At 63.0% G+C, this 23,471-nt stretch carries 16 protein-coding genes; 7 read left to right on the plus strand and 9 right to left on the minus strand.

What is annotated here, in order from left to right; translation table 11 throughout:
* The first annotated feature begins 70 nt into the window (after positions 1 to 70).
* Genes CAF53_RS18485 through CAF53_RS18500 form a run of 4 tightly spaced genes read left to right on the plus strand, consistent with a single transcriptional unit; the run spans position 71 to position 9,233 of the window.
* Entirely contained in the window at positions 71 to 1,462 is a 1,392-nt protein-coding gene (locus CAF53_RS18485) for a multiheme c-type cytochrome (protein ID WP_100239144.1), read from the plus strand.
* Positions 1,459 to 3,420, plus strand: a complete 1,962-nt coding sequence (locus CAF53_RS18490) for a heme-binding protein (RefSeq protein ID WP_100239145.1) — start codon at positions 1,459 to 1,461, stop codon at positions 3,418 to 3,420. The genes CAF53_RS18485 and CAF53_RS18490 overlap by 4 nt, the downstream gene beginning before the upstream one ends.
* 3 nt (positions 3,421 to 3,423) lie before the next feature.
* Positions 3,424 to 5,247, plus strand: coding sequence for a hypothetical protein (locus tag CAF53_RS18495; RefSeq protein ID WP_100239146.1), 1,824 nt, complete (start codon positions 3,424 to 3,426; stop codon positions 5,245 to 5,247).
* Positions 5,247 to 9,233 carry a multiheme c-type cytochrome gene (locus CAF53_RS18500; RefSeq protein ID WP_100239147.1) on the plus strand — a complete coding sequence of 1,329 codons (3,987 nt, stop codon included), beginning with the start codon at positions 5,247 to 5,249 and terminating at the stop codon, positions 9,231 to 9,233. The genes CAF53_RS18495 and CAF53_RS18500 overlap by 1 nt, the downstream gene beginning before the upstream one ends.
* Before the next feature lie 81 nt (positions 9,234 to 9,314).
* On the opposite strand, the gene CAF53_RS18505 is transcribed toward CAF53_RS18500, so the two are convergent.
* Complete coding sequence (locus CAF53_RS18505; protein ID WP_100239148.1) at positions 9,315 to 9,731, minus strand: BLUF domain-containing protein; 417 nt, start codon at positions 9,729 to 9,731, stop codon at positions 9,315 to 9,317.
* 249 nt (positions 9,732 to 9,980) lie between these two features.
* On the opposite strand from CAF53_RS18505, the gene CAF53_RS18510 reads away from it, so the two are divergent.
* On the plus strand, positions 9,981 to 10,550 hold the full coding sequence (locus CAF53_RS18510) for a PilZ domain-containing protein (protein WP_046763999.1): 570 nt from the start codon (positions 9,981 to 9,983) through the stop codon (positions 10,548 to 10,550).
* Between the two features lie 87 nt (positions 10,551 to 10,637).
* A complete protein-coding gene (locus CAF53_RS18515) occupies positions 10,638 to 11,234 on the plus strand; it encodes a response regulator (RefSeq protein WP_100239149.1) in 597 nt (198 codons plus the stop codon).
* 362 nt (positions 11,235 to 11,596) lie between these two features.
* On the opposite strand, the gene CAF53_RS18525 is transcribed toward CAF53_RS18515, so the two are convergent.
* The 3 genes from CAF53_RS18525 to CAF53_RS18535 form a co-directional block, all read right to left on the minus strand.
* The gene (locus tag CAF53_RS18525) at positions 11,597 to 11,980 is read right to left on the minus strand and encodes a cytochrome c family protein (protein WP_046764002.1); all 384 of its coding nucleotides are present in this window, start codon (positions 11,978 to 11,980) and stop codon (positions 11,597 to 11,599) included.
* A 65-nt stretch (positions 11,981 to 12,045) separates the two neighbouring features.
* Complete coding sequence (gene acnA, locus CAF53_RS18530) at positions 12,046 to 14,709, minus strand: aconitate hydratase AcnA (RefSeq protein ID WP_100239150.1); 2,664 nt, start codon at positions 14,707 to 14,709, stop codon at positions 12,046 to 12,048.
* 8 nt (positions 14,710 to 14,717) lie between these two features.
* The gene (locus CAF53_RS18535; RefSeq protein WP_347337868.1) at positions 14,718 to 15,698 is read right to left on the minus strand and encodes a hydroxymethylglutaryl-CoA lyase; all 981 of its coding nucleotides are present in this window, start codon (positions 15,696 to 15,698) and stop codon (positions 14,718 to 14,720) included.
* Positions 15,699 to 15,774: 76 nt separating this feature from the next.
* Here CAF53_RS18535 and CAF53_RS18540 point away from each other — a divergent pair, with 76 nt between their 5' ends.
* Entirely contained in the window at positions 15,775 to 16,527 is a 753-nt protein-coding gene (locus CAF53_RS18540; protein WP_046764004.1) for an IclR family transcriptional regulator, read from the plus strand.
* Between the two features lie 92 nt (positions 16,528 to 16,619).
* On the opposite strand, the gene CAF53_RS18545 is transcribed toward CAF53_RS18540, so the two are convergent.
* From CAF53_RS18545 to CAF53_RS18565, 5 genes are all read right to left on the minus strand, one after another.
* A complete protein-coding gene (locus tag CAF53_RS18545; RefSeq protein ID WP_100239151.1) occupies positions 16,620 to 17,846 on the minus strand; it encodes a CoA transferase in 1,227 nt (408 codons plus the stop codon).
* The gene (locus CAF53_RS18550) at positions 17,846 to 19,042 is read right to left on the minus strand and encodes an FAD-dependent monooxygenase (protein WP_084733140.1); all 1,197 of its coding nucleotides are present in this window, start codon (positions 19,040 to 19,042) and stop codon (positions 17,846 to 17,848) included. The genes CAF53_RS18545 and CAF53_RS18550 overlap by 1 nt, the downstream gene beginning before the upstream one ends.
* Positions 19,043 to 19,093: 51 nt before the next feature.
* Positions 19,094 to 20,038 carry a cupin domain-containing protein gene (locus CAF53_RS18555; protein ID WP_100239152.1) on the minus strand — a complete coding sequence of 315 codons (945 nt, stop codon included), beginning with the start codon at positions 20,036 to 20,038 and terminating at the stop codon, positions 19,094 to 19,096.
* Positions 20,039 to 20,042: 4 nt separating this feature from the next.
* Complete coding sequence (locus tag CAF53_RS18560; protein WP_100239557.1) at positions 20,043 to 20,933, minus strand: fumarylacetoacetate hydrolase family protein; 891 nt, start codon at positions 20,931 to 20,933, stop codon at positions 20,043 to 20,045.
* Positions 20,934 to 21,138: 205 nt separating this feature from the next.
* The gene (locus CAF53_RS18565) at positions 21,139 to 23,448 is read right to left on the minus strand and encodes a TonB-dependent receptor (protein WP_100239153.1); all 2,310 of its coding nucleotides are present in this window, start codon (positions 23,446 to 23,448) and stop codon (positions 21,139 to 21,141) included.
* Between the last annotated feature and the right edge of the window lie 23 nt (positions 23,449 to 23,471).

Consider the following 23,471-nt stretch of genomic DNA (forward strand, 5'->3'; position numbering starts at 1 on the left):
CCGTAGAGAGAAGCGCACGGTTGGACGCTACGGATAGGGCGTCCGAATCACCGGCACGGGGGCGTGACGAATGGGGGGCGGTAAGGGCAGGGTGATCAGCAGCTCCTTCGGCGGCGTGGCATTGGCTGTCATGCTGTTGGGGGTGTTGCTGCTGTGGGGCTTGCCCGGCGGCGGATCAGGCGTGGCGGATGCGGCTTCGTCAGCCCGGACCTATGTCGGGGTTGCTTCCTGCGCCGGATCGACCTGCCATGGCCGGATGGAAGGCGACGGCAAGGTCGTGCGCCAGGACGAACTGATGCGCTGGCAGGAGCCTTCGACGCCGGGTGGAGCGCACAGCCGGGCCTTTGCGGTGTTGAACGGCGCGCGCGGGCGGCAGATCGCGGCGACCCTGGGGTTGGGCGATGCGGCGTCGGCGCCCGCCTGTCTGGGGTGCCATTCGACCCCGGCGGCGGCGCGCGGCACGCGCTTTCTGGCGCAGGACGGCGTGGGCTGCGAAGCCTGTCACGGTGCGGCGAGCGGGTGGATCGCATCGCACTATGCGGTCGGTGCGAGCCATGCCGCCAATGTCGCGGCAGGCATGACCCCGCTCGACCGGCCACAGGCGCGGGCGTCTGTCTGCCTCGATTGCCATTTCGGCAGCGCGCGGGACGGGCAGTTCGTCACGCACCGGATCATGGCGGCAGGGCATCCCCGCATCTCCTTCGAACTGGACCTCTTCTCGTCGATGCAGGCGCATCATGACGAGGATGCCGACTATGCGCAGCGCAAGGGACGGACCGACAGCCTGAGGCTATGGGCCGTAGGACAGGCCATGGCGGTGGAACGGGCGCTGACGCTCTATACGGGAGCGAAGGGGACGGAGGGGACCTTCCCCGAATTCTATTTCTTCGACTGCCAGAGCTGCCATCGCCGCATCTATGACCAGGCCGAGCGCAGCAAGACGTGGGAAGCCAATCCGGGACGGCCGATTCCGGCGGGCATGCCGCCCTTCAATGACGAGAATATGATCATGCTGTCGGCGGCGGCCCGCGTGGCTGCGCCGGGGTTGGCGGGGCGGTTCGATGCCGACAGCCGGTCTTTCCACGCGGCGATCGCGCAGGATCGGACGGCGGCCGTCGCAGCGGCGGCCAAGCTGGCCCAGAGCGCCCGTGCGCTGGCCGACATTTTCGCCGCGAACGGGATACGGGGCGATATGGCCTTCGCCATCGTGCGCGAGATTTCCGGCAGCGCGATATCGGCGCGCTTCACGGATTATGAAGGGTCGGTACAGGCGGTGATGGCGATCGACACGCTGCTCAACAGTCTGGTGAAGTCAGGGCGCGTGACGGTTGGCGCCGCGGCGGGAATCCGGGCGGACGTCAATCGCGCCTATGCGGCGGTCAAGGAACCGAACGGCTATCGGCCGGGTGATTTCCGTTCCGCCCTGGGTAGCGCGGCGCGCAGCATCGGGGCGCTCCAGTGAAGGGCCGGCCTCTGAGCGCGCTGGCAGCGAGCGCAGCGCTGATCCTCTCCTCCTGTGGCGGTGGCGGAGGCGGCGGGGGCAGCAGCACGCCGACGCCCGGGCCGACGCCCACGCCCACCAGCCTCTATGCGGTCCCCGCGCAGGAAGCTCTGACGGTGGCCGATGTCGAAACGGTGGTGGCGCATGCCGTGGCGGAAGCCAGTGCGCGCAATCTGCCCGCCGTGATCGCGGTAACGGACCGTGTGGGCAATGTCCTCGCGATATTCCGCATGACCGGCGCGCGGGCGACCGCGACCACCAGCGCCGCGCCCAATGGCGACAATATCGACGCGCAGAACCTGACCGTCCCGGCGGAAGCGGGCGCGATCGCCAAGGCCATTACCGGCGCCTATCTGTCGAGCGGTGGCAATGCCTTTTCCACACGCACGGCGAGCATGATCGTGCAGCAGCACTTCCCGCCCGCGCCGACCACGGCGGGGCTGGAGAGCGGGCCGCTCTTCGGCGTGCAGTTCAGCCAGTTGCCTTGTTCGGACCTCTCCGCCCGCTTCGTGTCATCGGGGACGATGGCGATGATCGGGCCGAAGCGTTCGCCGTTGGGGCTGGCGGCCGATCCCGGCGGCTTTCCGCTCTACAAAAATGGTGTGGTGGTCGGCGGCATCGGCGTGATGGCGGACGGGGTCTATGGCTCCGACACCAATGTCCTCGACGACGACAATGACCCGGAGGAATATATCGCTCTTGCCGGGACGCTGGGTTTCGAAGCGCCCGAAGGCATTCGCGCCAATCGCATCACCGTGGACGGCACATCGCTGCGCTATTCCGACGCTGCCTATGGCGGCTTGCTGGCGACAGGCGCGGTCAGTTTCGCCGCGATCAACGGCAGCAGGGGGGCGTTGGTCGCCGTGCGCGGCTATTATGGCGATCCTGCGCCGATGATCATTGCCGGGGCCGCCTATGGCACGGAGGCGTCGGGTGTCCGTCCCGCGCGGACCAGCGAGTTCTCCAAGACCGACGCCTTCGTCCTGACCGACGGGTCGGGCAATGACCGCTTTCCCATCCGTGCCGGGACCGATGCAGGCGATGTGGCTCAGCCGCTGACGGTGGCGGAAGTGACCGCGATCCTGGAGGAAGCCTTCACCATCATGAGCCGGGCGCGGGCGCAGATTCGCCAGCCGCTCGACAGCCGGGCGCAGGTGACGATCAGTCTGGTCGACACCCGCGGGCAGGCGCTGGGCATCGTCCGTTCGCCCGACGCACCGATTTTCGGCACCGATGTCAGCTTGCAGAAGGCGCGGACCGCGGCCTTCTTCTCCGGCTCCCATGCGGGTCCCGACCTGCTGGCAAGCAGCAGCGCCGATGTGGCGGCTTTTGTGGGGAAGGCGCGCACCTTCCTCAACGATCCCTCCGCTCTGACGGGGCGCCATGCGTTCAGCGACCGGGCAAACGGCAATCTGTCGCGCCCCTATTTCCCGGATGGTGAGGTCGGACGGCCCAACGGCCCATTTTCGCGCCCCATCGCGCAGTTCAATCCCTTTTCGACCGGGTTGCAGTCGGCGCTGGTGGTGGGCGATCTTGCCGCGCATCTGGCCTATGTGACCGGCGCCAGCGCGACCGACACGCCCCAGCGTTGCTCTGCGGTGCCGACCGTCTCCCATCAGAACCGGGTGCAGAACGGCATCCAGATATTCCCCGGTTCCGTGCCCATCTATCGCGGCAATGTGCTGGTGGGCGGGATCGGCGTGTCGGGTGACGGCATCGATCAGGACGACATGATCAGCTTCCTCGGGCTCCACAATGGCGGGGTGCGCGTGGGCGGGATCGGCAATGCGCCCGCCGCGATCCGCTCCGACCAGATCGTCGTCGACCTGGGCAATGCGACCGTGCGGCTGCGTTATGTGAGTTGCCCGTTCGCGCCCTTCCTCGACAGCGCGTCGCAAAATGTCTGCGCGGGGTTGTAGGATATGGGCCTGCCCTCGTTCCTGCCCTTGCTCGCGCTGGCCCAGCCGGGGGAGCCGGTGCCGCCACCGCCGCCGGAAAACTGGCAGGAGATACTGGACGTCGACCAACAGTCCATCGAGGGCCGCCGCCGTCCCGGCTATGAAGCGCCGCTGCCCGAAGCGGTGACACAGGATAATAAGGGCGCCGTCCGCGCGCCGCCGCCCGAAGCCTTTCCGACCGATCAGGTGCCGATCCCCGATCGCTGGCGGTTGATCGAAAGCCTGGGCGTGGTCAAGGAGCGCTGGTTCGATCCCTATCATCAGAACACGCTGAAGGGCGACCGGCCGATCGACCGCGAAAAGGTGAAGTGGCTGCCGATCAAGGGGGACGACTGGTTCTTCGTCGCCAATGCCGTGAGCGATACGGTGCTGGAGCCGCGCACTTTCCCGATCCCGGTCGGCGTCCAGACGACGGAGCGGCCCGGCAGCATCGATGTGTTCGGCAAGGATGCCAGCTATGTGCTGAGCCAGACCTTCATCGGCGGCGTGGCATTGATCAAGGGGGCCACCGCCTTCAAGCCGCCGGAGATCGAATATCGGCTGACGTTGGCGCTCAATGTCAATCATGTGAATGTGCCCGAACGGCGCGTGCTGTTCGTCGAGCCGTCCAGACCCTCCCACCGCACCGACCATTTTCTGGGCGTGCAGGAAGCCTTTGTCGACTATCACCTCGCCAACACGTCGGACCGTTATGATTTCCGGTCGCTGCGTATCGGTATCCAGCCCTTCCAGTCGGATTTTCGCGGCTTCCTGTTCAATGATCAGCAGTTGGGAATCCGGCTGTTCGGCAATCGTGACAATAATCGCTTTCAATTCAATCTCGCGGCGTTCTGGCGGTTGGAGAAGGACACCAATAGCGGGCTGAATTCGGTCGTGCAGTCGCCGCGCAACGACTGGCTATTCGTCGCCAATCTCTACCGGCAGGATTTCCTGATTCCCGGCCTCACCAGTCAGATCACGGCCGTCTACAATATGAACCGCGAAAAACGGGACGTGGAGATTGACGATAATGGCTTTCCGGTCCGTCCGGCGCTGCTCGGCGACTTGCGGGGGCGGGAATATGATGTCGTCTATCTCGGCTATAATGCCGACGGACGGATCGGGCGGATGAACCTGACGGCGTCGCTTTACGGCGCGCTGGGGGAGGACCGGAACAGTTTCTTCACATCGAAGCCCGCGCGGATCAGGGCTTTCTTCGCCGCGGCGGAGGCGAGTTACGACAAGGATTGGATGCGTTTCCGCCTGTCGGGGCTTTATGCCAGCGGCGATGGCGACCCTTATGACAATCGCGAAAATGGTTTCGACGCGATCTTCGAGAATCCGGTCTTCGCCGGCGCCGACACCAGCTATTGGATCAGGCAGTCCATTCCTTTCGCCGGGGGCGGGCGCGTCATCGGGATCAACGGCCGCAACGGCCTGTTGAATTCGCTGCGATCCTCGAAGGAGCAGGGGCAGTCGAACTTCAACAATCCCGGCACGATGTTGCTGGGGGCGGGGGCGGACTTCGATCTGATGCCGCAATTGCGCCTGTCGGCCAATGCCAATCATCTCTGGTTCCAGAATACGGCGACGCTGCAGGCGCTGCGCAATGAGGGCAGCATTCCCAAATCGATCGGATGGGACTTGTCGACCGCCGCGATCTGGCGGCCCAGGGCGACGCAGAATATCGTCTTCCGCCTGTCGGGCGCGACATTGCTGCCGGGCGCGGGTTTCCGCGACCTCTTCACCAACAACCAGGGCAACCGGAATTATTATTCGGTGCTCGCCAACCTGATCCTGAGCTATTGATGCGCGCGCTCCTTGCCTTCCTGCTGTTGATCGTCGCCGCATTGACGGTGCCGGTGGTCATGCTCCAGGCCTCCGACGCGGAAAAGCCGGTCGAGCGCCATTACACTGCTGCGCCGCCCGCGCCGATGAGCCAGACAGCCGATCAGGTCGCGGCGAAATCCGATGGCTGCTATAGTTGCCACACCAAAACCGACGAACCGTCCATGCATGCCACGCCGGCGGTGATGCTGGGCTGCACGGACTGCCATGGCGGCAACGCGGCGGTGCGGGGCGACCCGGCGATGGGTTTCGACGATCCCGCCTATGTCGCCGCGCGGGAAAAGGCGCATGTGCTGCCGCGCTATCCCAAGAGCTGGCACTATCCCTCCTCCGCCAATCCTCAGCGCAGCTACACTCTGCTCAACCGCGAAGCGCCGGAATTCGTGCGTTTCGTCAACCCCAGCGACTATCGTGTGGCGCGGGAAGCCTGCGGATCATGCCATATGCAGGTGATCGAGGCGGCCGAACGCTCGCTGATGGCGTCGGGCGCCATGCTGTGGGGCGGGGCGGCCTATAATAACGGCATCGTTCCCTACAAGAATTACATTTTCGGGGAGGCCTATACCAAGGACGGCAAGCCCGCGAAGATCGTCTCCCCCGGCAGCCCGCCCGGCACGTTGACCGCCGAGCAGAAGGCGCGCGGTGCGCTCTCGGAACTGTATCCGCTGCCCACATGGCAGGTGATCCCGCCCGGCGACGTATTCCGCGTGTTCGAGCGCGGTGGGCGCAACATCAATACGCAGTTCCCGGAGATCGGCCTTCCCAATCCCACCGGATCGATCCAGCGGCTGGAGGAGCCGGGGCGGCCCGACCTCAAGCAATCCAATCGCGGCCCCGGCACCGGGCTGCGCGTCGCGATCCCGGCGCTCAACATCCACAAGACCCGCCTCAACGACCCCTATATGTGGTTCATGGGCACCAACGACCAGCCGGGCGATTATCGCCATTCGGGCTGTTCGGGTTGCCATGTCGTCTATGCCAACGACCGCGAACCGCGCCACAGCCTGATCTATGCGCAATATGGCCGCGATGGGCAGACCGCCACGGTCGATCCCACCATTGCCGGCAAGATCAGCCATGGCGGGTTGAAGGGGCCGCATGGCGAAACGGTGGCGCCTGATCATCCGGTGGGCGCAGTCAAGGAAAGCGGCCATCCGATCCGCCATGCCTTCACCCGCGCGATCCCGACCGCCCAGTGCATGAATTGCCACATGCACCAGCCCAACATCTTCCTGAACAGCTATCTGGGCTATACCATGTGGGACTATGAGTCCGATGCGCCGTTGATGTGGCCGGAAAAGCAGAAATATCCGACTGCTGCCGAGGTGCACCAGACGCTGGAGCGCAATCCCGAAGGCGCCAGTCCGCGCGGCAAATGGTCGGATCTGGAATTCCTGCGCAACGTCTATGATCTGAACGACAAGGCGAAGGATACGCAGTTCGCGGATTATCATGGCCATGGCTGGAACTTCCGCGGCGTGTTCAAGCGCGACCGCGAGGGCAATCTGCTCGACGCGGACGGCAAGATCGTGTCGCCCGAAGACCCGGAAAAATGGCGCAAGAAGGGCGAGGACAAATTCGTTCCGGTCGGCACCAATCCGGGCAAGACCGTGCACCTTATGGACATTCACGCCGAAAAGGGGCTGCAATGCGCCGATTGCCATTTCGCGCAGGACAGCCATGGCAACGGCTTCATCTACGGCGAGGTGGCCAATGCGATCGAGATCGGCTGCAAGGATTGCCACGGGACCGCGGACGCCTATCCGACGTTGCTGACCTCCGGTCCGGCCGCGCCGCCCAAGGGGACGAACCTCGCGCTGCTCCGCAACCCGGATGGCAAACGGCGCTTCGAATGGTATTATGACGCCAGCGGGCGGCAGCGGCTGATCCAGCGTTCCATCGTCGATCCCAAGCTGGAGTGGGAAGTGTCGCTGGTGAAGGATTCGGTCGATCCGGCCAATCCGCATTTCAACGCAAAGGCCGCCCGCGCCAAGTTGATGAGCCGGTCAGGCGCGGAGGATGGCAGCTTTGCTTTCGGTCCGGGTGTTGCGAAGGAAGATCGCGCCCATGGCGATGACAGCATGGCCTGCTTCACCTGCCACCTCAGCTGGACGACCAGTTGCGGTGGCTGCCACCTGCCGATCGAGGCGAACTGGAAGACGTCGCTGCACCATTATGACGGGGAGGAGACGCGCAACTTCGCGACTTACAATCCGCAGGTGGCGCGGGACGAGATGTTCCAGCTCGGCAAGCATATGACTACCAAGGGCAATGAAACCGCCCCGGTGCGATCGACATCGGCGCTGGTCCTGTCCTCGACCAATATCAATCGCGAGCGCATCTATATTCAGCAGCCGCCGGTGTCCGGCATCGGTTTCTCGTCCCAGGCCTTCGCGCCGCATTTCCCGCATACGGTGCGCCGGACCGAGACGAAGACCTGTAGCGATTGCCATTTGTCGGTGAAGGACGACAATAATGCGATCATGTCGCAACTCCTGTTGCTCGGCACCAATTTCGTGAATTTCGTGGGCCTGAATGCCTGGACCGGCCTGGAAGGCGGGTTCGAGGCGATCCGCGTCACCGAATGGGACGAACCGCAGGCGGTGATCGGCAGCTATCTCCAGAAATATGCCTATCCCGATTATTGGAGGCTGCATGTCGATCAGAACAAGCGGGAGTTGAAGGACTGGGTACGCGGCAAATATTTCGACAGGAAGGCTTCGGGCGAGACCCATGCCGTCGAGGAATTCCGCAATGTGGTGAAAAGCACGGCGGATCGCGTCGGCTGCCTGCAACTGCGCGGCGAATATATGTATGTGGCCGAAGGGAAGGGCGGTTTCCGCGTCTATGACGTGGCGTCGATCGCCAACAAGGGTTTTTCCGAACCGATCGTGAGCGGGCCTTTCTCGAAACTCGGCCATAATACGGGCGTGCCGTCGAAGAACGCGACCTGCATGGCGCTGCCGACCAACCAGCCGATCAATCCGCTGCGCAACACCAGGGAACTGCGAGAGATCAACCAGGAGCAGCCTTTCCTGGCCGTCTACAGCTATGCGGCGGTGACGGACAGTGTCGAGGGCCTGATCATGGTCAATATCGAGACCATGGCCGATGGGGAGTTCCGCAACAATTTCCTGAAGCGGGCCGTCACATGGAACCCCAATGGCGTGTTGAATGGGGCGCGGCATATCCAGTTGGCCGGGCAGATCGCCTATATCACGGCGGATGTCGGGCTCGTGGTGGTCGATCTGGCCGATCCGCTGCACCCGCGCCTTGCCGCCGTCCGTCCGATGAAGGATGCGCGGGCGAGCGCGATCCAGTTCCGCTATCTCTGGGTGACGGACGCGGAGGGGTTGAAGCTGTTCGACGTGACGCGCCTTGCTGATCCCGTAGCGGTTCCGTCCGCGACGGTGCCGCTGGCCGACGCGCGGCGCGTCTATCTGGCGCGTACCTATGCCTATGTCGCCGCCAAGGCAGAGGGGTTGGCGATCGTCGACATCACCAATCCACTACGGCCCAAAGTCTATGCCAAGGAGACGTTCGGCGGTCAGATGACCGATGTGGAGGATGTGATCGTCGGCACGACCAATGCCTCGCTGTTCGCCTATGTTGCGGATGGACGGAATGGCATGAAAGTCCTCCAGCTTACCAGCCCGGCGAGTCAGCCCAATTTCTATGGCTTCTCACCTGCACCCAAGCCGGAACTGATCGCCTGGGCACGGACGCCCTCGCCGGCAGTGGCGCTATCCAAGGGGCTGGACCGCGACCGGGCGGTGGACGAGACGGGCGGGCAGATCGCGGTGTTCGGGCGATTGGGATCGCGGCCCTTCACCCGGCCGGAGATGGAGCGGCTGTTCCTGAATTCGAGGGGAATTCCCTACAAGGTCAGCGACGAGGTGGACATGAAGGGGTGGCGGCCGCCCCTGAAGGCACCGCTCGGCCTGTAGGTCATGGGTGACGAAGGTGATGCGACAGAGGTGCGGAAAGGCATCGGTTCCTGACAGGGCCGCCGGGAATGCGGGGGCGTTTCAGGAATGACCCTCGATCGCAAATCCTGCCAGCATCTCGGCAAGGGCTTCGATCTCTCCATCGCCCTGATCGAGCACGGCGCTCAGGGCTTTTTCAACCTTGGCGGCAACGAAACGGGATGGTCCGGCATAGGCGAGTGACCAACCCAGGAACCGTCGATGGTCGAACGGCCCATAGGCTATCGTATGGATCGCCTCGTGCCGCGCATCCCGGCTGATGCTCTGCTTGAGCTCCGCGATCGCCGCCGGAGAGCCTTCGAGATATTGCGTGAATTTCTGGCCGGTGAAAAGCAAGGCGCCGGTTACGCGGAGCGACCGATTGCGAGGCAGCGAAACCTCTACAATCTCCTGGATACCTTCGTTGGTTTTGCGGGCGTCCAACCGGCTTGTGCTGATGTAGAACCATCTGTGGAGCATCGCGCCATTATGACGATTGTAAAATTATGAGTAAAGGCGAGGCGCATGGTGGGGACCATTTTTATGCGCCTCGCCTCCCCCACTTGACCGCCTCTTCGGGGGAAGAAGCGATTGATCGAACAAGGCTTTTCTGCCTGAAAGGGGTGAATGATCGACCTATGTCGATGTTGTAAAAATACGACACTCCGCTGGGTGAGATCGTTATTTATGGAACATTATAGAATTGTTCCGCACTGACGGAGCAAGACTATGTTTTCACCGAACAAATCTGAGTTCCGGTCCGACGGGCCAATCGAAGAACAGCGTCGGCATCCTCGTAAGGCGGTCTTCAAATCCGCACTAATCTATCCCGTGTTGAGCAGAGCCTGCCTGTCTGTCACCAATGTTTCCCCGCATGGCATAAGCGGGCGGGCGGCGCTCACGCTCGGCTTGCGGGAGCAGGTGCATGTCGGCTTTGACGACACCAACTTCATCACGGCCGAAGTTCGCTGGACCAACGGGCAGCAAGTCGGCCTTATGGTCGAAGACCCTCTTCTCTGGGTGACGGGGAATGACTCCCTGCTCGAACGCCTGAGCGACAGCCATCATCCCAGGGAAAGCCGCGTCGTGGTCAATATTTCCGCCACGCTGGTCACATCCGCGCCCGTCATGGTCGGAACCATCCGAAACATGTCGGAAGAGGGCATGATGATCGAATCTTCCGGCCTGAGGGAGGGAACGAGGCTGCTGGTGAAAAGCCGCGGTAGAAGTACCCGGATGGGCCGCGTACAATGGGCGACCGATCACATGGCCGGTGTCTTTTTTGAAGGAGGCGTTTAAAAAAAGTTAACCATGTCTGGAACCTAATTTCCTTAACCACGTTATGGGGGCAGGGAAATTATATATGTAGGTCGCAATGAGGACAAAATGTCCCGTCTACATTGTAATTGGGGAGGCGCCTCTCGCCGTCATCTGGTGTCGATGCTGCGGTCGCACGGCCATGTCCCGACCCCTTTCTCCACCGGAACCGATTTTCTTGAAGCGAGCCATTTCCTCCATCCGGGCATTGCGGTTCTCGACGTCCATCTGCCCGACATGCCTGGCCTCCTCACCCTTCAGGAATTACTTTCCAGACGGCGCGATATTCCCATCATCATGACGTCCACGGGCGCGGACATTCGCGTTGCCGTGCAAACGATAAAAAAGGGTGCGGACGACTTTGTCGAGCAACCCGTCGATGACCAGATTCTTCTGGAAACCATCGACAATACCGCTTTGCTTCTGGAGGAGAGAATCGATCTGCAGAAGGAAAAGATTCGCGTCGAAATCTTCCTCGACAGACTTAGCAAAAGAGAATTTGACGTCTTGAAAGAGCTTGCCAACCATGACGACAATTACAGTGTCGCAAAGAAGCTCAATTTGACGGTAAGGTCGATAGAAACCTATCGCTCGCGCATCATGCGGAAATGCGGGACGTCCAAATTTGCCGATGCCGTCTCCATGTGCCGAGGATATATATCATAGGGGAGCCTGGTATTCTCTTGGTCGCAAACGATCGATCCCACTATGTCCGGCCAATCGTTATCTGGCGCACAGGCCTTGCGGTGACGCCTATATGAGCAGAAATATGGTCAGGAGGTGCGGCAAGGAGTGGGAGCAGGGAGAAGATCACGACCCATGATCCCATATTTGCCGATACCGCTCCCCGCGACAGCCGAGGATGCGTGGGTGGCGATGATCGCCGCGCAATCCATCCCCGCCGGCCGCCCCCGCTTGCGATATGCCGGAGCGATCGATCTGATAATGGAATCAGATCGATCGCTCCGTTTCTTTGTTTTACTGCGATTTCTTGACCGTCAAATGATGCCATCGGACGGGAATTCGCCCTATTGCGAGGCCGACCGAATATAGGCGATGACGTTCTGGCGGTCCGCCGGCTGCTTCAGCCCGCCGAACGGCATCCGGTTGCCCGGAAAATTCTGAGACGGGGCAGCCAGAAAGGCGTCCAGCGTCGCGTCGTTCCATGGCCGGGCGGCCTTCGTCATGGCCGGGGAAAAGCGGAAATCGGCCAGGCTGCCCGACTTGCGGCCGAACAGCTTGTAGAGATTGGGTCCGATGGTGGATTTTCCGCTGGCATCGATCCGGTGACAGGCCTGGCATTGCGCGAAGACCTGTTTTCCCTTTACCGGATCGCCCGCCGCAAAGGCATTTCCGGTGGAAATCGCGACAAGAAAAGTGACGGCTGACAGGGACGCTAAAGATCGCTTCATGGGACAATTCCATTTGGAGGATGGGAGGAAAGGATGGGGGTGAGAATTGAGCTGCCGCGCATCTTTCACCCGATCGAGCGGGCAATGGATTTCAGGATGCCGCCGCCCAGAAAATAGCGTTTCTCCATCATCGTATCGATCCGGCAGAGCGTTTCGAACGACAGGGATGATCCGTCGGCCCGATCCACCCGGACCGTGACAGGCCCTAGCGGTTCCAGATCGGCCAGATCGAGGATGGTGAAACGATCGCTGTGACACAGCCCCAGACTGTGGCGGTCCTCGCCCGGCATGAACTGGAGCGGCAACACGCCCATGCCGACAAGGTTCGCGCGATGAATCCGCTCGAAACTCTCCGCGATCACGACGCGGACACCAATCGCCGCCGTTCCCTTCGCGGCCCAGTCGCGGGCCGACCCGGTGCCATATTCCTTGCCCGCGACGATGACGAGGGGGATGCCGTCCTGACAGAAACGCAGGGCCGCATCATGGATGGGCATGACCTGTCCTTGATGGAGCGTCATGCCGCCTTCGATGCCTGGCACCATCTCGTTGCGGATGCGGACATTGGCGAAGGTGCCGCGCACCATCACCTCATGATTGCCGCGCCGCGTGCCATAGGAATTGAAATCCTCCGGCGCGACATCCAGCGCGCGCAGATAATGACCGGCGGGGCTGTCGACCGCGATCTGCCCCACCGGGGAGATATGGTCCGTGGTGATCGAATCGCCCAATATCGCGATGGGTGCCGCCCGGAGCACATCGTCTGGCGGCGTCGGTTCGGGGGACATGCCGTCGAAGAAGTCCGGGCGGGCGATATAGGTCGACCCTGCCTGCCAGGGGAAACGCTCCGCCGCGTCCGCCGGAAGGTCGGACCAGCGGGCATCGCCGGTGAAGACATCGCCCGCCAGCGCTGAAAAGCCCGCCCGGGTGACGAAGCGGGCGACAAGGTCCGCCACTTCGCCGGCACTGGGCCAGATGTCGCGCAGATGGACCGGCCTGCCGTCGGCGTCGGCGCCTAGCGGTTCGGTCATGATGTCGCGGGCCGTGGTGCCCAGCAGCGCATAGGCGACGACAAGCGCGGGCGAGGCGAGATAATTGGCCCGGACCAGCGGCGAGATGCGGCCTTCGAAATTGCGGTTGCCCGACAATATGGCGGAGGTGACGAGGCGGTTGTCCGTGATCGCCGCCGCGATATCATCCGCCAGCGGCCCGGAATTGCCGACGCATGTGGCGCAGCCATAGCCGACAAGGTGGAAGCCCAGCGCATCGAGATCGTCCTGAAGCCTGGCGCGCTTCAGATAGTCGCTGACCACCCGGCTGCCCGGCGCGAAGGACCGTTTGACCCAGGGTTTGCAGGACAGGCCCATGGCCCTGGCCTTGCGCGCGAGAAGCCCGGCGGTGATGACCGAAACCGGGTTTGACGTGTTGGTGCAACTGGTGATCGCGGCGATGACGATGTCGCCATGGCCAAGGTCGAAATCTCTGCCTTTGACCGGGTGGCGGTCCGCTGCGCCCGCTGTCACGCCGAAGCCGGGCAGCGCGTCGGCGAAGCCTGTCGCCAGCGCCGGCAGATCGACCCGGTCCTGCGGACGGCGCGGTCCGGCGAGCGACGGGACGATGGCCGACAGGTCCAGTTCGACCAGATCGTCATAGCTCGGTTCGGGGTCGGCCGGGTCGCGCCACAGATCCTGCGCCCGTGCATAGGCTTCGACGAGGGTCACAAGCGCCTCGTCCCGGCCGGTCAGCCGCAGATAGGCGATGGTCTGCCTGTCGATCGGGAAATAGCCGCAGGTCGCGCCATATTCGGGCGCCATATTGGCCAGCGTCGCCCGGTCCGCGACCGGCAGCGTTTCCAGCCCCGGCCCGCAAAATTCGACGAAGCGCCCGACCACGCCCCTGGCGCGCAACAATTGGGTGACGCGCAGCACCAGATCGGTGGCAGTCGTGCCTTCGGGCAGGGCGCCGGTCAGCCGCACGCCTGTCACCTGGGGGCGCAGCATGGATACGGGATGGCCCAGCATCGCCGCCTCCGCCTCTATGCCGCCCACGCCCCAGCCCAGCACGCCAAGACCGTTGACCATGGTGGTATGGCTGTCGGTGCCGACGCAACTGTCGGGATAGAGCAGCGGCATGGCTTCGCCGTCCTGCTCGCTCCACACCACGCGCGCGATATTCTCGATATTGATCTGATGGCAGATGCCCTGACCGGGCGGTACGACATGGAAATTGTCGAGCGAGCGCGCGCCCCAGCGCAGAAAGGCATAGCGTTCCGCGTTGCGCGCATAATCCAGCGCAAGATTGCGTTCGAAGGCGTCCGCGCTTCCCGCATGGTCGACCATCACCGAATGGTCGATCACCAGATGCACCGGGATGGCCGGGTTCACGGCTTTGGGCGACTTGCCCAGGGCGGGCATGGCGTCGCGCATGGCGGCCAGATCGGCGAGGCAGGCGGTGCCGGAGAAATCCTGCATCAAAACGCGGGCGGGATAGAATTGGATCTCCCGCGCCGCGCCCGCAGCGGGCGCCGCGAACGCCTCTATATCCGCCGCGCCGATATGGAGCCCGTCCTCCTTGCGCAGCATATTTTCCAGCAGCACGCGCAGCGAATAGGGCATGTGCCGCAGGCTGCCGAACCGGGCCTCGGCTCGTTTCAACGAATAATAGGCATAATCCTGACCCCCCAGGTGCAGCGTGGCGCGCGTGTCGAAGCTGTTCATTCCCGATGTCATGGCGATCCTCAGGCCGTCGTGCGCAGGGCGCTGCGCAATGCCGCGAGATTGCCGCCCGTCTTGACCTTGCCGGGCAGGGGGTGGCCGACGATCTGCTCCGCCATGGCGGCGCATTCGATCAGCGCATCCAGGTCGATGCCGGTTTCGATGCCCATTTCATGGCACATCAGCACCAGATCCTCGGTGCAGACATTGCCCGCCGCGCCCGCATGTTTGGCGAAGGGGCAGCCGCCAAGGCCAGCCACCGCCGCGTCGAAATGGGCGACGCCCATCTCCAGCCCGGCATAGGCATTGGCAAGGCCCATGCCCCGCGTGTCGTGCAGGTGGAGCGATATGGCGACGTCCGGATTGGCACCCCGCACCGCGCCGACGACGCGCTTGATCTTTTCCGGCGTGGCCCAGGCCATGGTGTCGCCCAGACCGATGATCTTCAGATCCTCGCCCTGATCCGCCGCGATCCGCCGCATCGTGCCGACCAGTTCGACCACATAGGCGGGATCGACATCGCCTTCGAAATTGCAGCCGAAGGCGGCCGTGACGAAACCGGTGGTGATGGGCACGTCATGCGCCTGATAGAGGCGGATGAGATCGGGCTGCGCGGCCAGTTGCTCTTCGGGCGTGCGGTTCTGGTTGCGCTTCAGAAATGCCCTGGAGGCGTAGAGGGTCAGCTTCCCCTCCATATGCAGGCGCTTGCTCTCCAGCGCGCGGAGGAAGCCCTGCTGGTTCAGCCAGAGGCCGGTATAATGCACGCCTGGAATCGGCGTGATTCCGGCCACGATCGCTTCTGCATCGGCCATGCCCGGAACCCGTTTGGGATTGACAAAGGATACGATCTGAATGTGTTTAAGCCCTGTCTGCGACAATGCATTGACCAGGCCGATCTTATGGGACGTGGGAATAGCGGCGGATTCGATTTGAAATCCCTCTCTCGGACCTTCCTCCTTGATATGGATTTCCTTGGGCAGATCATTCATTTCCTGTCTCCGCATGGAATGAAGGCTCGACAATGGCTTTTGCTTCACTAATAAGAATATTGTTCTGATAGTCGGAACCAAGAGGGGTGACGTGACGAAGCGCGATCAAGAAGAAGGCCAAAGCAACTCCAAATCGGGCGTCGCTGCTGTCGACCGTGCTTTCACCATATTGGGGGCATTCACCCATGAGCAGCCGGTGCAGTCGCTTGCCGAACTGGCGCGCAACACCGGGCTTTACAAGAGCACGATCCTGCGCCTGCTGGGATCGCTGGAGGGCTTTGGCTATATCCGCCAGATGGCAGACGGCAATTACCAGCTCGGGCCGAAGCTGGCCGAACTGTCGTCCATCTTCCAGGATGCGTTCGACCTGCGCGACTATGTCGAGCCGGCGCTCAAGGACGTGGTGAACCAGACCCATGAAGGCGTGTCCTTCCTGGTCCGGGACGGCGACACCCAATTGTGCCTGTTCCGGCAGGACGGCCGCCATGCGGTGCGCGATTATCATATCCGCGTCGGCACGCGGCTCAATCTGGACAGCGGCGCTTCCGCGCGGATTTTCCGCCATCTGAGCAATCCCGCCAGGCTGCCCAACCCGCTGCCGCGTTATTATGCGATTTCGCGGGGCGAGGTGAACGGCGAAATGGCGGCGATTTCCGCACCCGTCTTTGGCGCCCGCAACGAACTGGTGGGCGCGCTTCAGATTTCCAGCCCGATCGCGCGCTTCACCGACGATCATGTGGAAATGCTGAAATCGGTCGACACCGAAGCCAGCGTGAGGCTGTCGATTTCGCTGGGTCTCGATCCCCGGCAATTTTCGTCGGATCTGGAAGCCCTGCACGATTGAAGGCGCTCTCCTCTGTTCCCCTGTCCGGAAGGACGGACAGGGGGTGGGGGCGCGCCGTCCCGATGGGGCGGCGCGGGTCGCCGAAGCGCCGGTCACACCACCCTCTGTTCGCGCAGCGCCGTTAGCTCCGCCTCGTCGAGGCCGAATTCACCGTAGATTTCCGCATTATGCTCACCCAGCAGCGGCGGCGCGTGACGCGCGCCCGGTTCGCTGTCGTTGAAGCGATAGCCGCCGCGCACCACCCGGACGCTGTCCAGTCCGCCATGGGCATAGGGTATTTCCTGCACAAGCCGCCGCGACTGAACCTGCTCGGATGCCAGGATTTCCGGAATGGTCAGCACCCGTCCGCTCGGGACGCCCGCTTCGTTGAGCAGCGTTTCCCATTCCAGCGCGGGGCGGGCGCGCAGGGCGGTGTTGACCTCCGCATTCAATGCCTCGCGATGGGCCTTGCGATCCTCGCGCCCGGCAAAGCGGCTGTCGGTGATCAGATCCTCGCGGCCGATCAGGCGGCAGAGCGTCTCGAACTGCTCCTGCTTGTTCGCCGCGATGTTGAGCGGGCCGTCGGCCGCGGTGAACACACCCGATGGGGCCGCCGTCATATTCTGGTTGCCGATGGGGCGCGGCTCCACCCCTGCGAGCAGATAGTTGGACACCGCCCAGCCGAGCGCGGACAGGGTGGAATCCAGCATCGACACATCGATGAACCGTCCCTTGCCGCTGTCCTTGCGGGCATAGAGCGCGGAAACGACGGCGAAGGCGGCCGACAGCCCGCCCAGAGTGTCGCACAGCGGATAGCCCACCCGCAACGGCGCGCTGTCCTTGTCGCCGGTGATGCTCATCACGCCCGACATGCCCTGCACGATCTGGTCATAGGCGGGATTGCCGCGCATCGGCCCATCCTGCCCGAAACCGGAAATGGCGCAGAAGACAAGGCCCGGATTGATGGCGCTCAGCACGTCATAGCCAAGGCCCAGCCGGTCCATCACGCCGGGACGGAAATTTTCCACCAGCACATCGGCGGTGGCGACGAGCTGCTTGAACAGTTCGCGCCCCTCCGGCGTCTTGAGGTTCAGCGAGACGGACTTCTTCCCCGCATTCTGCGCGAGGAAGGAAGTCCCCAGCATCTGCCGGTTGAGGTCGGACGAAGCGCCAAGCTGGCGGGCGAGGTCGCCCCCCTGCGGATTCTCGACCTTGACGACCTCTGCGCCCAGCATCGCCATCTGATAGGTGCAATAGGGACCGGACAGGATATTGGTCAGGTCCAGCACCCTGATGCCCGACAGCAGGTCGGCCGGCGGAAGGGAAGACGCTGCGCTCATCAGATTTCCGCTGTCAGCACGTCGTAGCGATAGAGCCAGTCATAGCGATCGGTGATCGGATCGCGGCTCCATTCGCTTTCCATATAGGTGATGGCGCCTTCTTCGGTCGCCAGCGCCTTTTCATGGAAGCGCCCGGTATTCTCGCGCGCACCCTGCACCATCTTGGTGGTGCGTTCGACGCGGGCGCCCTCATAATGCTGCAAGGCTGTTTCCGCATCGTCGAAGCCGTCGAGGCAACGGCCCAGAATGACGCCGTCCTCGATCGACATCACCGCGCCCTGCGCCAGGAAGGGCAGGGTGGCGTGGCAGGCGTCGCCCAGCAGGGAAACCCGGCCCTGGCCCCAGGTCTGGCGCGGCTTGCGCTCCATGAACGCCCATTTCATCAGCGTGGGGGCGGTCTGGATCAGCGTCTGCACATCCTCGTGCCAGCCGGCGAAGTCGCGGGCGCATTCTTCCTTCGACCCTTCGACGCGCCAGCTTTCCACCTGCCAGTCATTGCGCTCGATGGTGCCGATCATGTTCATCAGCTTGCCGCCGCGCAGCGGATAATTGACCATGTGTCCGCCCGGCCCGATCCAGGTGGAGCCGACCATCTCCTGCATATGCCTGGGCAACGTCTCCATCGGAATGACCGAGCGCCAGGCGACCAGGCCATAGAATTGCGGCGCGTCGTCGCCCCAAAGTTGCTGGCGGATCGTCGACTTGACGCCATCGGCGCCGATCAGCACGTCACCCGTCGCGACCGTCCCATTGGCAAGGAGCAGGCGCACGCCATCGTCGTCCTGCTCGAAGCCCGTGACGGTGGCGTCGAGATGGATCGAGTCCGGGGAGATCGCCTTTACGCCGTCCACCAGCGCGCCCAGCAGGTCCGGACGGTAGATGGTGAGATAGGGATAGCCGTAGCGTTCGATGGCGGAATCGCCCAGATCGAACATCGGCCAGGCCTTGCCCGTGTTCCAGAGGCGGAATTCCTTGCGCTTGGGCGCGCAGGAGGCGGCGCGCAACTGTTCGAACACGCCCAGCGCATCGAGCGCGCGCGAACCGTTGGGGCTGATCTGCACGCCTGCGCCGACCTCGCCCAGTTCGGGCGCCTGCTCGTACACTTCGACCTCAAAGCCCCGGCGCAGCAGCGCGAGCGCGGCCGACATGCCGCCAATGCCCCCGCCGGCGATGAGTATCTTCTTGGGCTTGCTCACTTCATGCTCTCCTCATGGGAAATTTCAGATGGCCAGATCGGGTCGGCCATTTCAAAAAGTCTGGGTTCTCAACCAGCCGAAGGCGTCCATCGCTGGCGCATCTGACACTTTCAGCAACACGGCATTCTCGCTCGCGCGATGGCGGTAGGGCCGCCATGCGGGCACGCAGACGGTGTCGCCGAAATTCCAGGCGAAGCGCTGGCCGTCGATTTCCGTCTCGCCGCTGCCGCGCACCACCGCGTAGATGATGTTGGCGGTCGTGCGACTGAGGCCTGTCGGCTTGCCCGCATCGAGCTGCTGCATGTCGAGCCGGATGGTCTTGAGCGCCGGATCGCCAAGCTGGACGGAGGCATGGGCATCGACATGGCCGTTGCCGCGATCCGCCTCCAGCCGGGCCAGCGTGTCTTCCCAGCGGAAGGCGAGCGCCCCGCCCTCGCTGGGCGTGCTTTCCTTTTCCAGTCCTTCGGGATGCGGTTCGAAGAACATGGGTTCCAGCAGATGCACCAGCGGAACGTCCAGAAAGTCCATCCAGTAGCAGTCGTCCTTGCCCACATTGTCGTGCGAATGCCATGCCCAGTTGGGCGTCAGCAGCACGTCGCCGGGACGCATCTCGACCCGTTGGCCGTCCACCACCGTATAGGTGCCGCGCCCTTCCAGGATCAGGCGAAGCGCGTTGGGGGTGTGCCGGTGGGCGCGAGCGATCTCGCCCGGCTTGACCAGCTGATAGGCGGCCACCAGCGTCCGAACGGTGGGATAGATGTTCCCTTCCGCCGGATTGAACATGGTGAGGTTGCGCCGTTCGGCCTTGTCCGTGCCGATCAGGTGGCCTGCGGCCTCCAGGATCGGTTTCACCTCGCTGTAGCGCCACTGGAAGGGCAGGAAATTCGCCACCGGCTCCCGCCACAGGGCAGGACGGGTGCGATGCCAGCCGCCTTCCATGTTGAGGTCGGTGAAGGCCGCGTATAGCGCCTCCAGAGACTGAATATTCGCTGCCATCGGATCAGTTCTGCTTGATGATCGGCGGGACATAGGCCTGAGCGAAGACTTCGGTCGCGCCTTCGCTGCCCTGCACGACATCCACGGTCATTTCGCCGACATTTTCGATCCAGATGCGAACCTTGTCGCCGTCGACGATCGGACCCACGCCTTCGGGCGTGCCGCTAGCGATGATGTCGCCGGGCTGGAGCGTCATGACCGCCGAAGCGGTTTCGATCATGCCGGGAATGTCGAGTACCAGGTCGCGGGTGTTGGCCGACTGGCGCAGTTCGTCGCCCACCCACAGCTTGAAGTCGAGCTGTTCGGCGTCGCCCACCTCGTCGGCAGTCGCGATCCAGGGGCCGACCGGGCAGAAACTGTCATAGGCCTTCCGGAAGACGCGCTCCTCGCGGCCGCGCACCACCATGTCCATCAGACAGGCGTAGCCGAACACATAATCCTTCCAGTCTTCGCGCTTAACCCCGCGCGCGGTGCGGCCGATGATGATGCCCAGTTCGGCTTCGTGATGGACCTCGCGGCCCGGCACATTGGGCAGCACCACCGGGTCGGCGGGGCCGGAAAGCGAGGAATTGGGCTTCAGGAAGAAACCCTGATTGGTGGCGCGGTAGCCCGCCTGCATTTCCTTGCCATGGGCATGGTAGTTCACCGGATAGGCGATGATCTTGTTCGGCCATGGCACCGGCGTTTCCAACCGGACGGAGGCGAGGGGAAGCCGCTCGCCCGCAGCCGCCGCCGCTTCGATGGCGGGACGCAGTTCAGCGAAATCGCGGATCAGGCGCACCGGCCCGACCGGGGGCCATTCGCCTGGAGCGATGCCGCAAGCCTCAGTCACGTCGACGATCTCGTCCCCCAGGACGACACCGATCCTACCTCCGTCGAAACGAGCAATTTTCACCGCGATCTCCACTGTATTCTGTCTGATAGAATATAGTTCTATTTTATTATGCGAGGCGTACAGGAGTCAAGGCCGAGCACGCCGATTTGCTGCATTTTTGAAAAGAAAAAAGGGCGGAAATCCGCCCTTTTCCCAATCTGAGGCCGGGCGCGGATGCCGATGCACCCACGCCCCGGAACGCTCAGGCGACCTTTGGCTCTTGCCTTTAGAAATTGGCGCGCAGGCGAACGCCATAGACGCGCGGTGCCGCGATCGTCGCGGCGAAGAAGCCGCCAATGGCCGGGATCTGATCGCCGCCGGTATAGACCGCCTTCTTGGTCAGGTTCTGGACGAAGGCATCCACCGTGAACCGATCTTCCGGCGCCGTGTAAGTCGCGTTCAGATTGACCAGCGCGTAGCCGCCGGCATGCGCGTTCGGCACGAAGGACGCGTGCAGCCAGCGACTCGAAGCGAAGGTCATGTTCGCGCCCAGGTCCAGATGACCGCCATTGCCGACATTGAAGCTGTGCGTATAGCCCGCGCTGCCCGTCCATTCGGGCGAACGTGCCATCTGGAAGCCAGAACAGTCGACGCTGTAATTGGCCGTGCCCGAAATCGGGCTGAAAGCGCATCCGGTCGACGGAGCCGTGGTATAGGCGGTCCAGATGAACTCACCATAGCGCGCCTTGTTATATTCTACCGCGAAGTTCAGCGTATCGGCGTCCGTGACCTTTGCAATCACATCCAGATTCGCGCCCTTGGAGGTCGCCTTGCCTGCATTGATGATGGTGGACACGCTGCGACCATTGCGGCCCAGCCGCTGTAGGCTCTGCTGAAGATTGTTATACTTCCAGTAGAAGAGTTCCAGATTGGCCTGCAAACGCCCGTCGAAGAAGCGGTTCTTGGTGCCGGCCGTGAAGGCGGTGATGGTTTCCGCCTTATAGGGTTCGACATCCGCCACGGTCTGGCCACCTGACTTGAAGCCGGTCGATACGGTTCCATAGATCATACTGCGCGGCGCGATATTATATTCGAAGCCCGCCCGATAGTTGATCCGGTCATCCTTCAGACTGGTGTTGATGTTCAGCGACGATGCACAGGGCGTCGTGACAGTCGCCGAGCAAGCCGTGGACGGATAGCGCGGCAGCAGGAACTGCTTACCATCGATGATGGAACGCTTTTCATTGGTGTAGCGCAGGCCACCGATCAGCTTGAAACCATCGAACAGTTCATAGCTCAACTGACCGAAGGCGGCATAGCTCTTGGTCTTGAGCAAAGCCGAATAGGCAAGGGCGACGGTCGCCAGGTCGACGGTCGATGCATTGGTCTGATTCTCGTCGAAATAGAACAGGCCCAGCGTGTAGGTCAGCGGGCTGCCGCCATTGTCGATCAGACGGGCTTCCAGCGATTTCGCCTTGGACACCTGGCCTTCGTCGGTCAGCGCGGAAACCGTGCTGTACATGATGCCGGGATAATTTTTGGCCCGCATGCTCACATGCTGATAGGCCGGGACGACCGTCAGCGTGGCGAAGCCCAGATTGACGTCGGCCTGCGCGTGCAGATTGTAGGCGTCGATATTCTGATAGCTGTCGGAAGAATCGTAGCGGCGCGGGGCCCGCAGAAGGGCGAGCCGCTTGTTCAGTTCCGGAACAACGCTGGTCCATTCATTGTCGGGCAGGTCGGGACCGCCCAGGGGCGTGCTCGCGCTGGGATTGTAGGACACATTGCCGGGGCCGCGGCCGCCCAGATGCTGATAGCTGCCCCAGAGCCGCAGGGAGAAGGCGTCGCTCGGCTTGAAGAGCAGTTGGAGACGAGCGGACTGGTGCTTGTCGTCATCCGAACCGTCCGAAATATAGCCGTCTCGCGACACAATCTGGCCGGAAGCACGAAGGGCGATGGTATCGCTGATCGGGAGGTTGACCGCTGCCTCGCTGCTGACGCCCGAATAATTCTGGATGCCGAGCTGAACATAGCCGCCGCGCTCGCCCAGCTTGGGCGTCGCGGGAATGACGTTCAGCGCGCCGCCGCTCGAATTGCGGCCATAGAGCGTGCCCTGCGGACCCTTCAGCACTTCGACGCGTTCAATGTCGAAGAAGGACCCGCCAAAGGACTGGGACCGGGCGACATAGACGCCGTCGAGGTTGAGCGACACCGACGGATCGCTGAGCGGCGTCGTGGTCGGCGTACCCGCGCCGCGGATATAGACCTGCGTGGCCGTACCGCCCTGGGCGATCTGCACGCCGGGGGCGATCCTCGCTATGTCGGTTGCCTGCGACACGCCTGCCTTGCGCAGGGAATCGGCGGAAAGGACTTCGATGGACAGCGGCAGGCGTTGCGCGCTTTCCGAACGGCGCTGCGCGGTGACGACGATATCGCCAAGGCCGCCCTGGGATGCTTGTTCGGTTGCCGATTCGGCAACGGCGGCGGGCTGGGTGGCGGCTTGTGCCGCGCTCTCCTGCGCCCACACCGCTGCGGGCATCAGCGCGCTGGCCGCGATGCCGGCAAGCAGTGAAGAATAAAGCGAATTCCGGTGCATTAAGCTCCCTCCTGAAAGATTCC

The organism is Sphingobium sp. LB126 (assembly GCF_002795205.1).
Taxonomy (GTDB): Bacteria; Pseudomonadota; Alphaproteobacteria; order Sphingomonadales; family Sphingomonadaceae; genus Sphingobium; species Sphingobium chungbukense.

Coding starts and splice junctions, on each gene's coding strand:
- acnA (WP_100239150.1), bottom strand. CDS start 14,709: ATGACATCGGGAATGAACAGCTTCGACACGCGCGCCACGCTGCACCTG.
- CAF53_RS18565 (WP_100239153.1), bottom strand. CDS start 23,448: ATGCACCGGAATTCGCTTTATTCTTCACTGCTTGCCGGCATCGCGGCC.
- CAF53_RS18555 (WP_100239152.1), bottom strand. CDS start 20,038: ATGGCAGCGAATATTCAGTCTCTGGAGGCGCTATACGCGGCCTTCACC.
- CAF53_RS18485 (WP_100239144.1), top strand. CDS start 71: ATGGGGGGCGGTAAGGGCAGGGTGATCAGCAGCTCCTTCGGCGGCGTG.
- CAF53_RS18505 (WP_100239148.1), bottom strand. CDS start 9,731: ATGCTCCACAGATGGTTCTACATCAGCACAAGCCGGTTGGACGCCCGC.
- CAF53_RS18525 (WP_046764002.1), bottom strand. CDS start 11,980: ATGAAGCGATCTTTAGCGTCCCTGTCAGCCGTCACTTTTCTTGTCGCG.
- CAF53_RS18500 (WP_100239147.1), top strand. CDS start 5,247: ATGCGCGCGCTCCTTGCCTTCCTGCTGTTGATCGTCGCCGCATTGACG.
- CAF53_RS18545 (WP_100239151.1), bottom strand. CDS start 17,846: ATGAGCGCAGCGTCTTCCCTTCCGCCGGCCGACCTGCTGTCGGGCATC.
- CAF53_RS18510 (WP_046763999.1), top strand. CDS start 9,981: ATGTTTTCACCGAACAAATCTGAGTTCCGGTCCGACGGGCCAATCGAA.
- CAF53_RS18515 (WP_100239149.1), top strand. CDS start 10,638: ATGTCCCGTCTACATTGTAATTGGGGAGGCGCCTCTCGCCGTCATCTG.
- CAF53_RS18535 (WP_347337868.1), bottom strand. CDS start 15,698: ATGCGGAGACAGGAAATGAATGATCTGCCCAAGGAAATCCATATCAAG.
- CAF53_RS18495 (WP_100239146.1), top strand. CDS start 3,424: ATGGGCCTGCCCTCGTTCCTGCCCTTGCTCGCGCTGGCCCAGCCGGGG.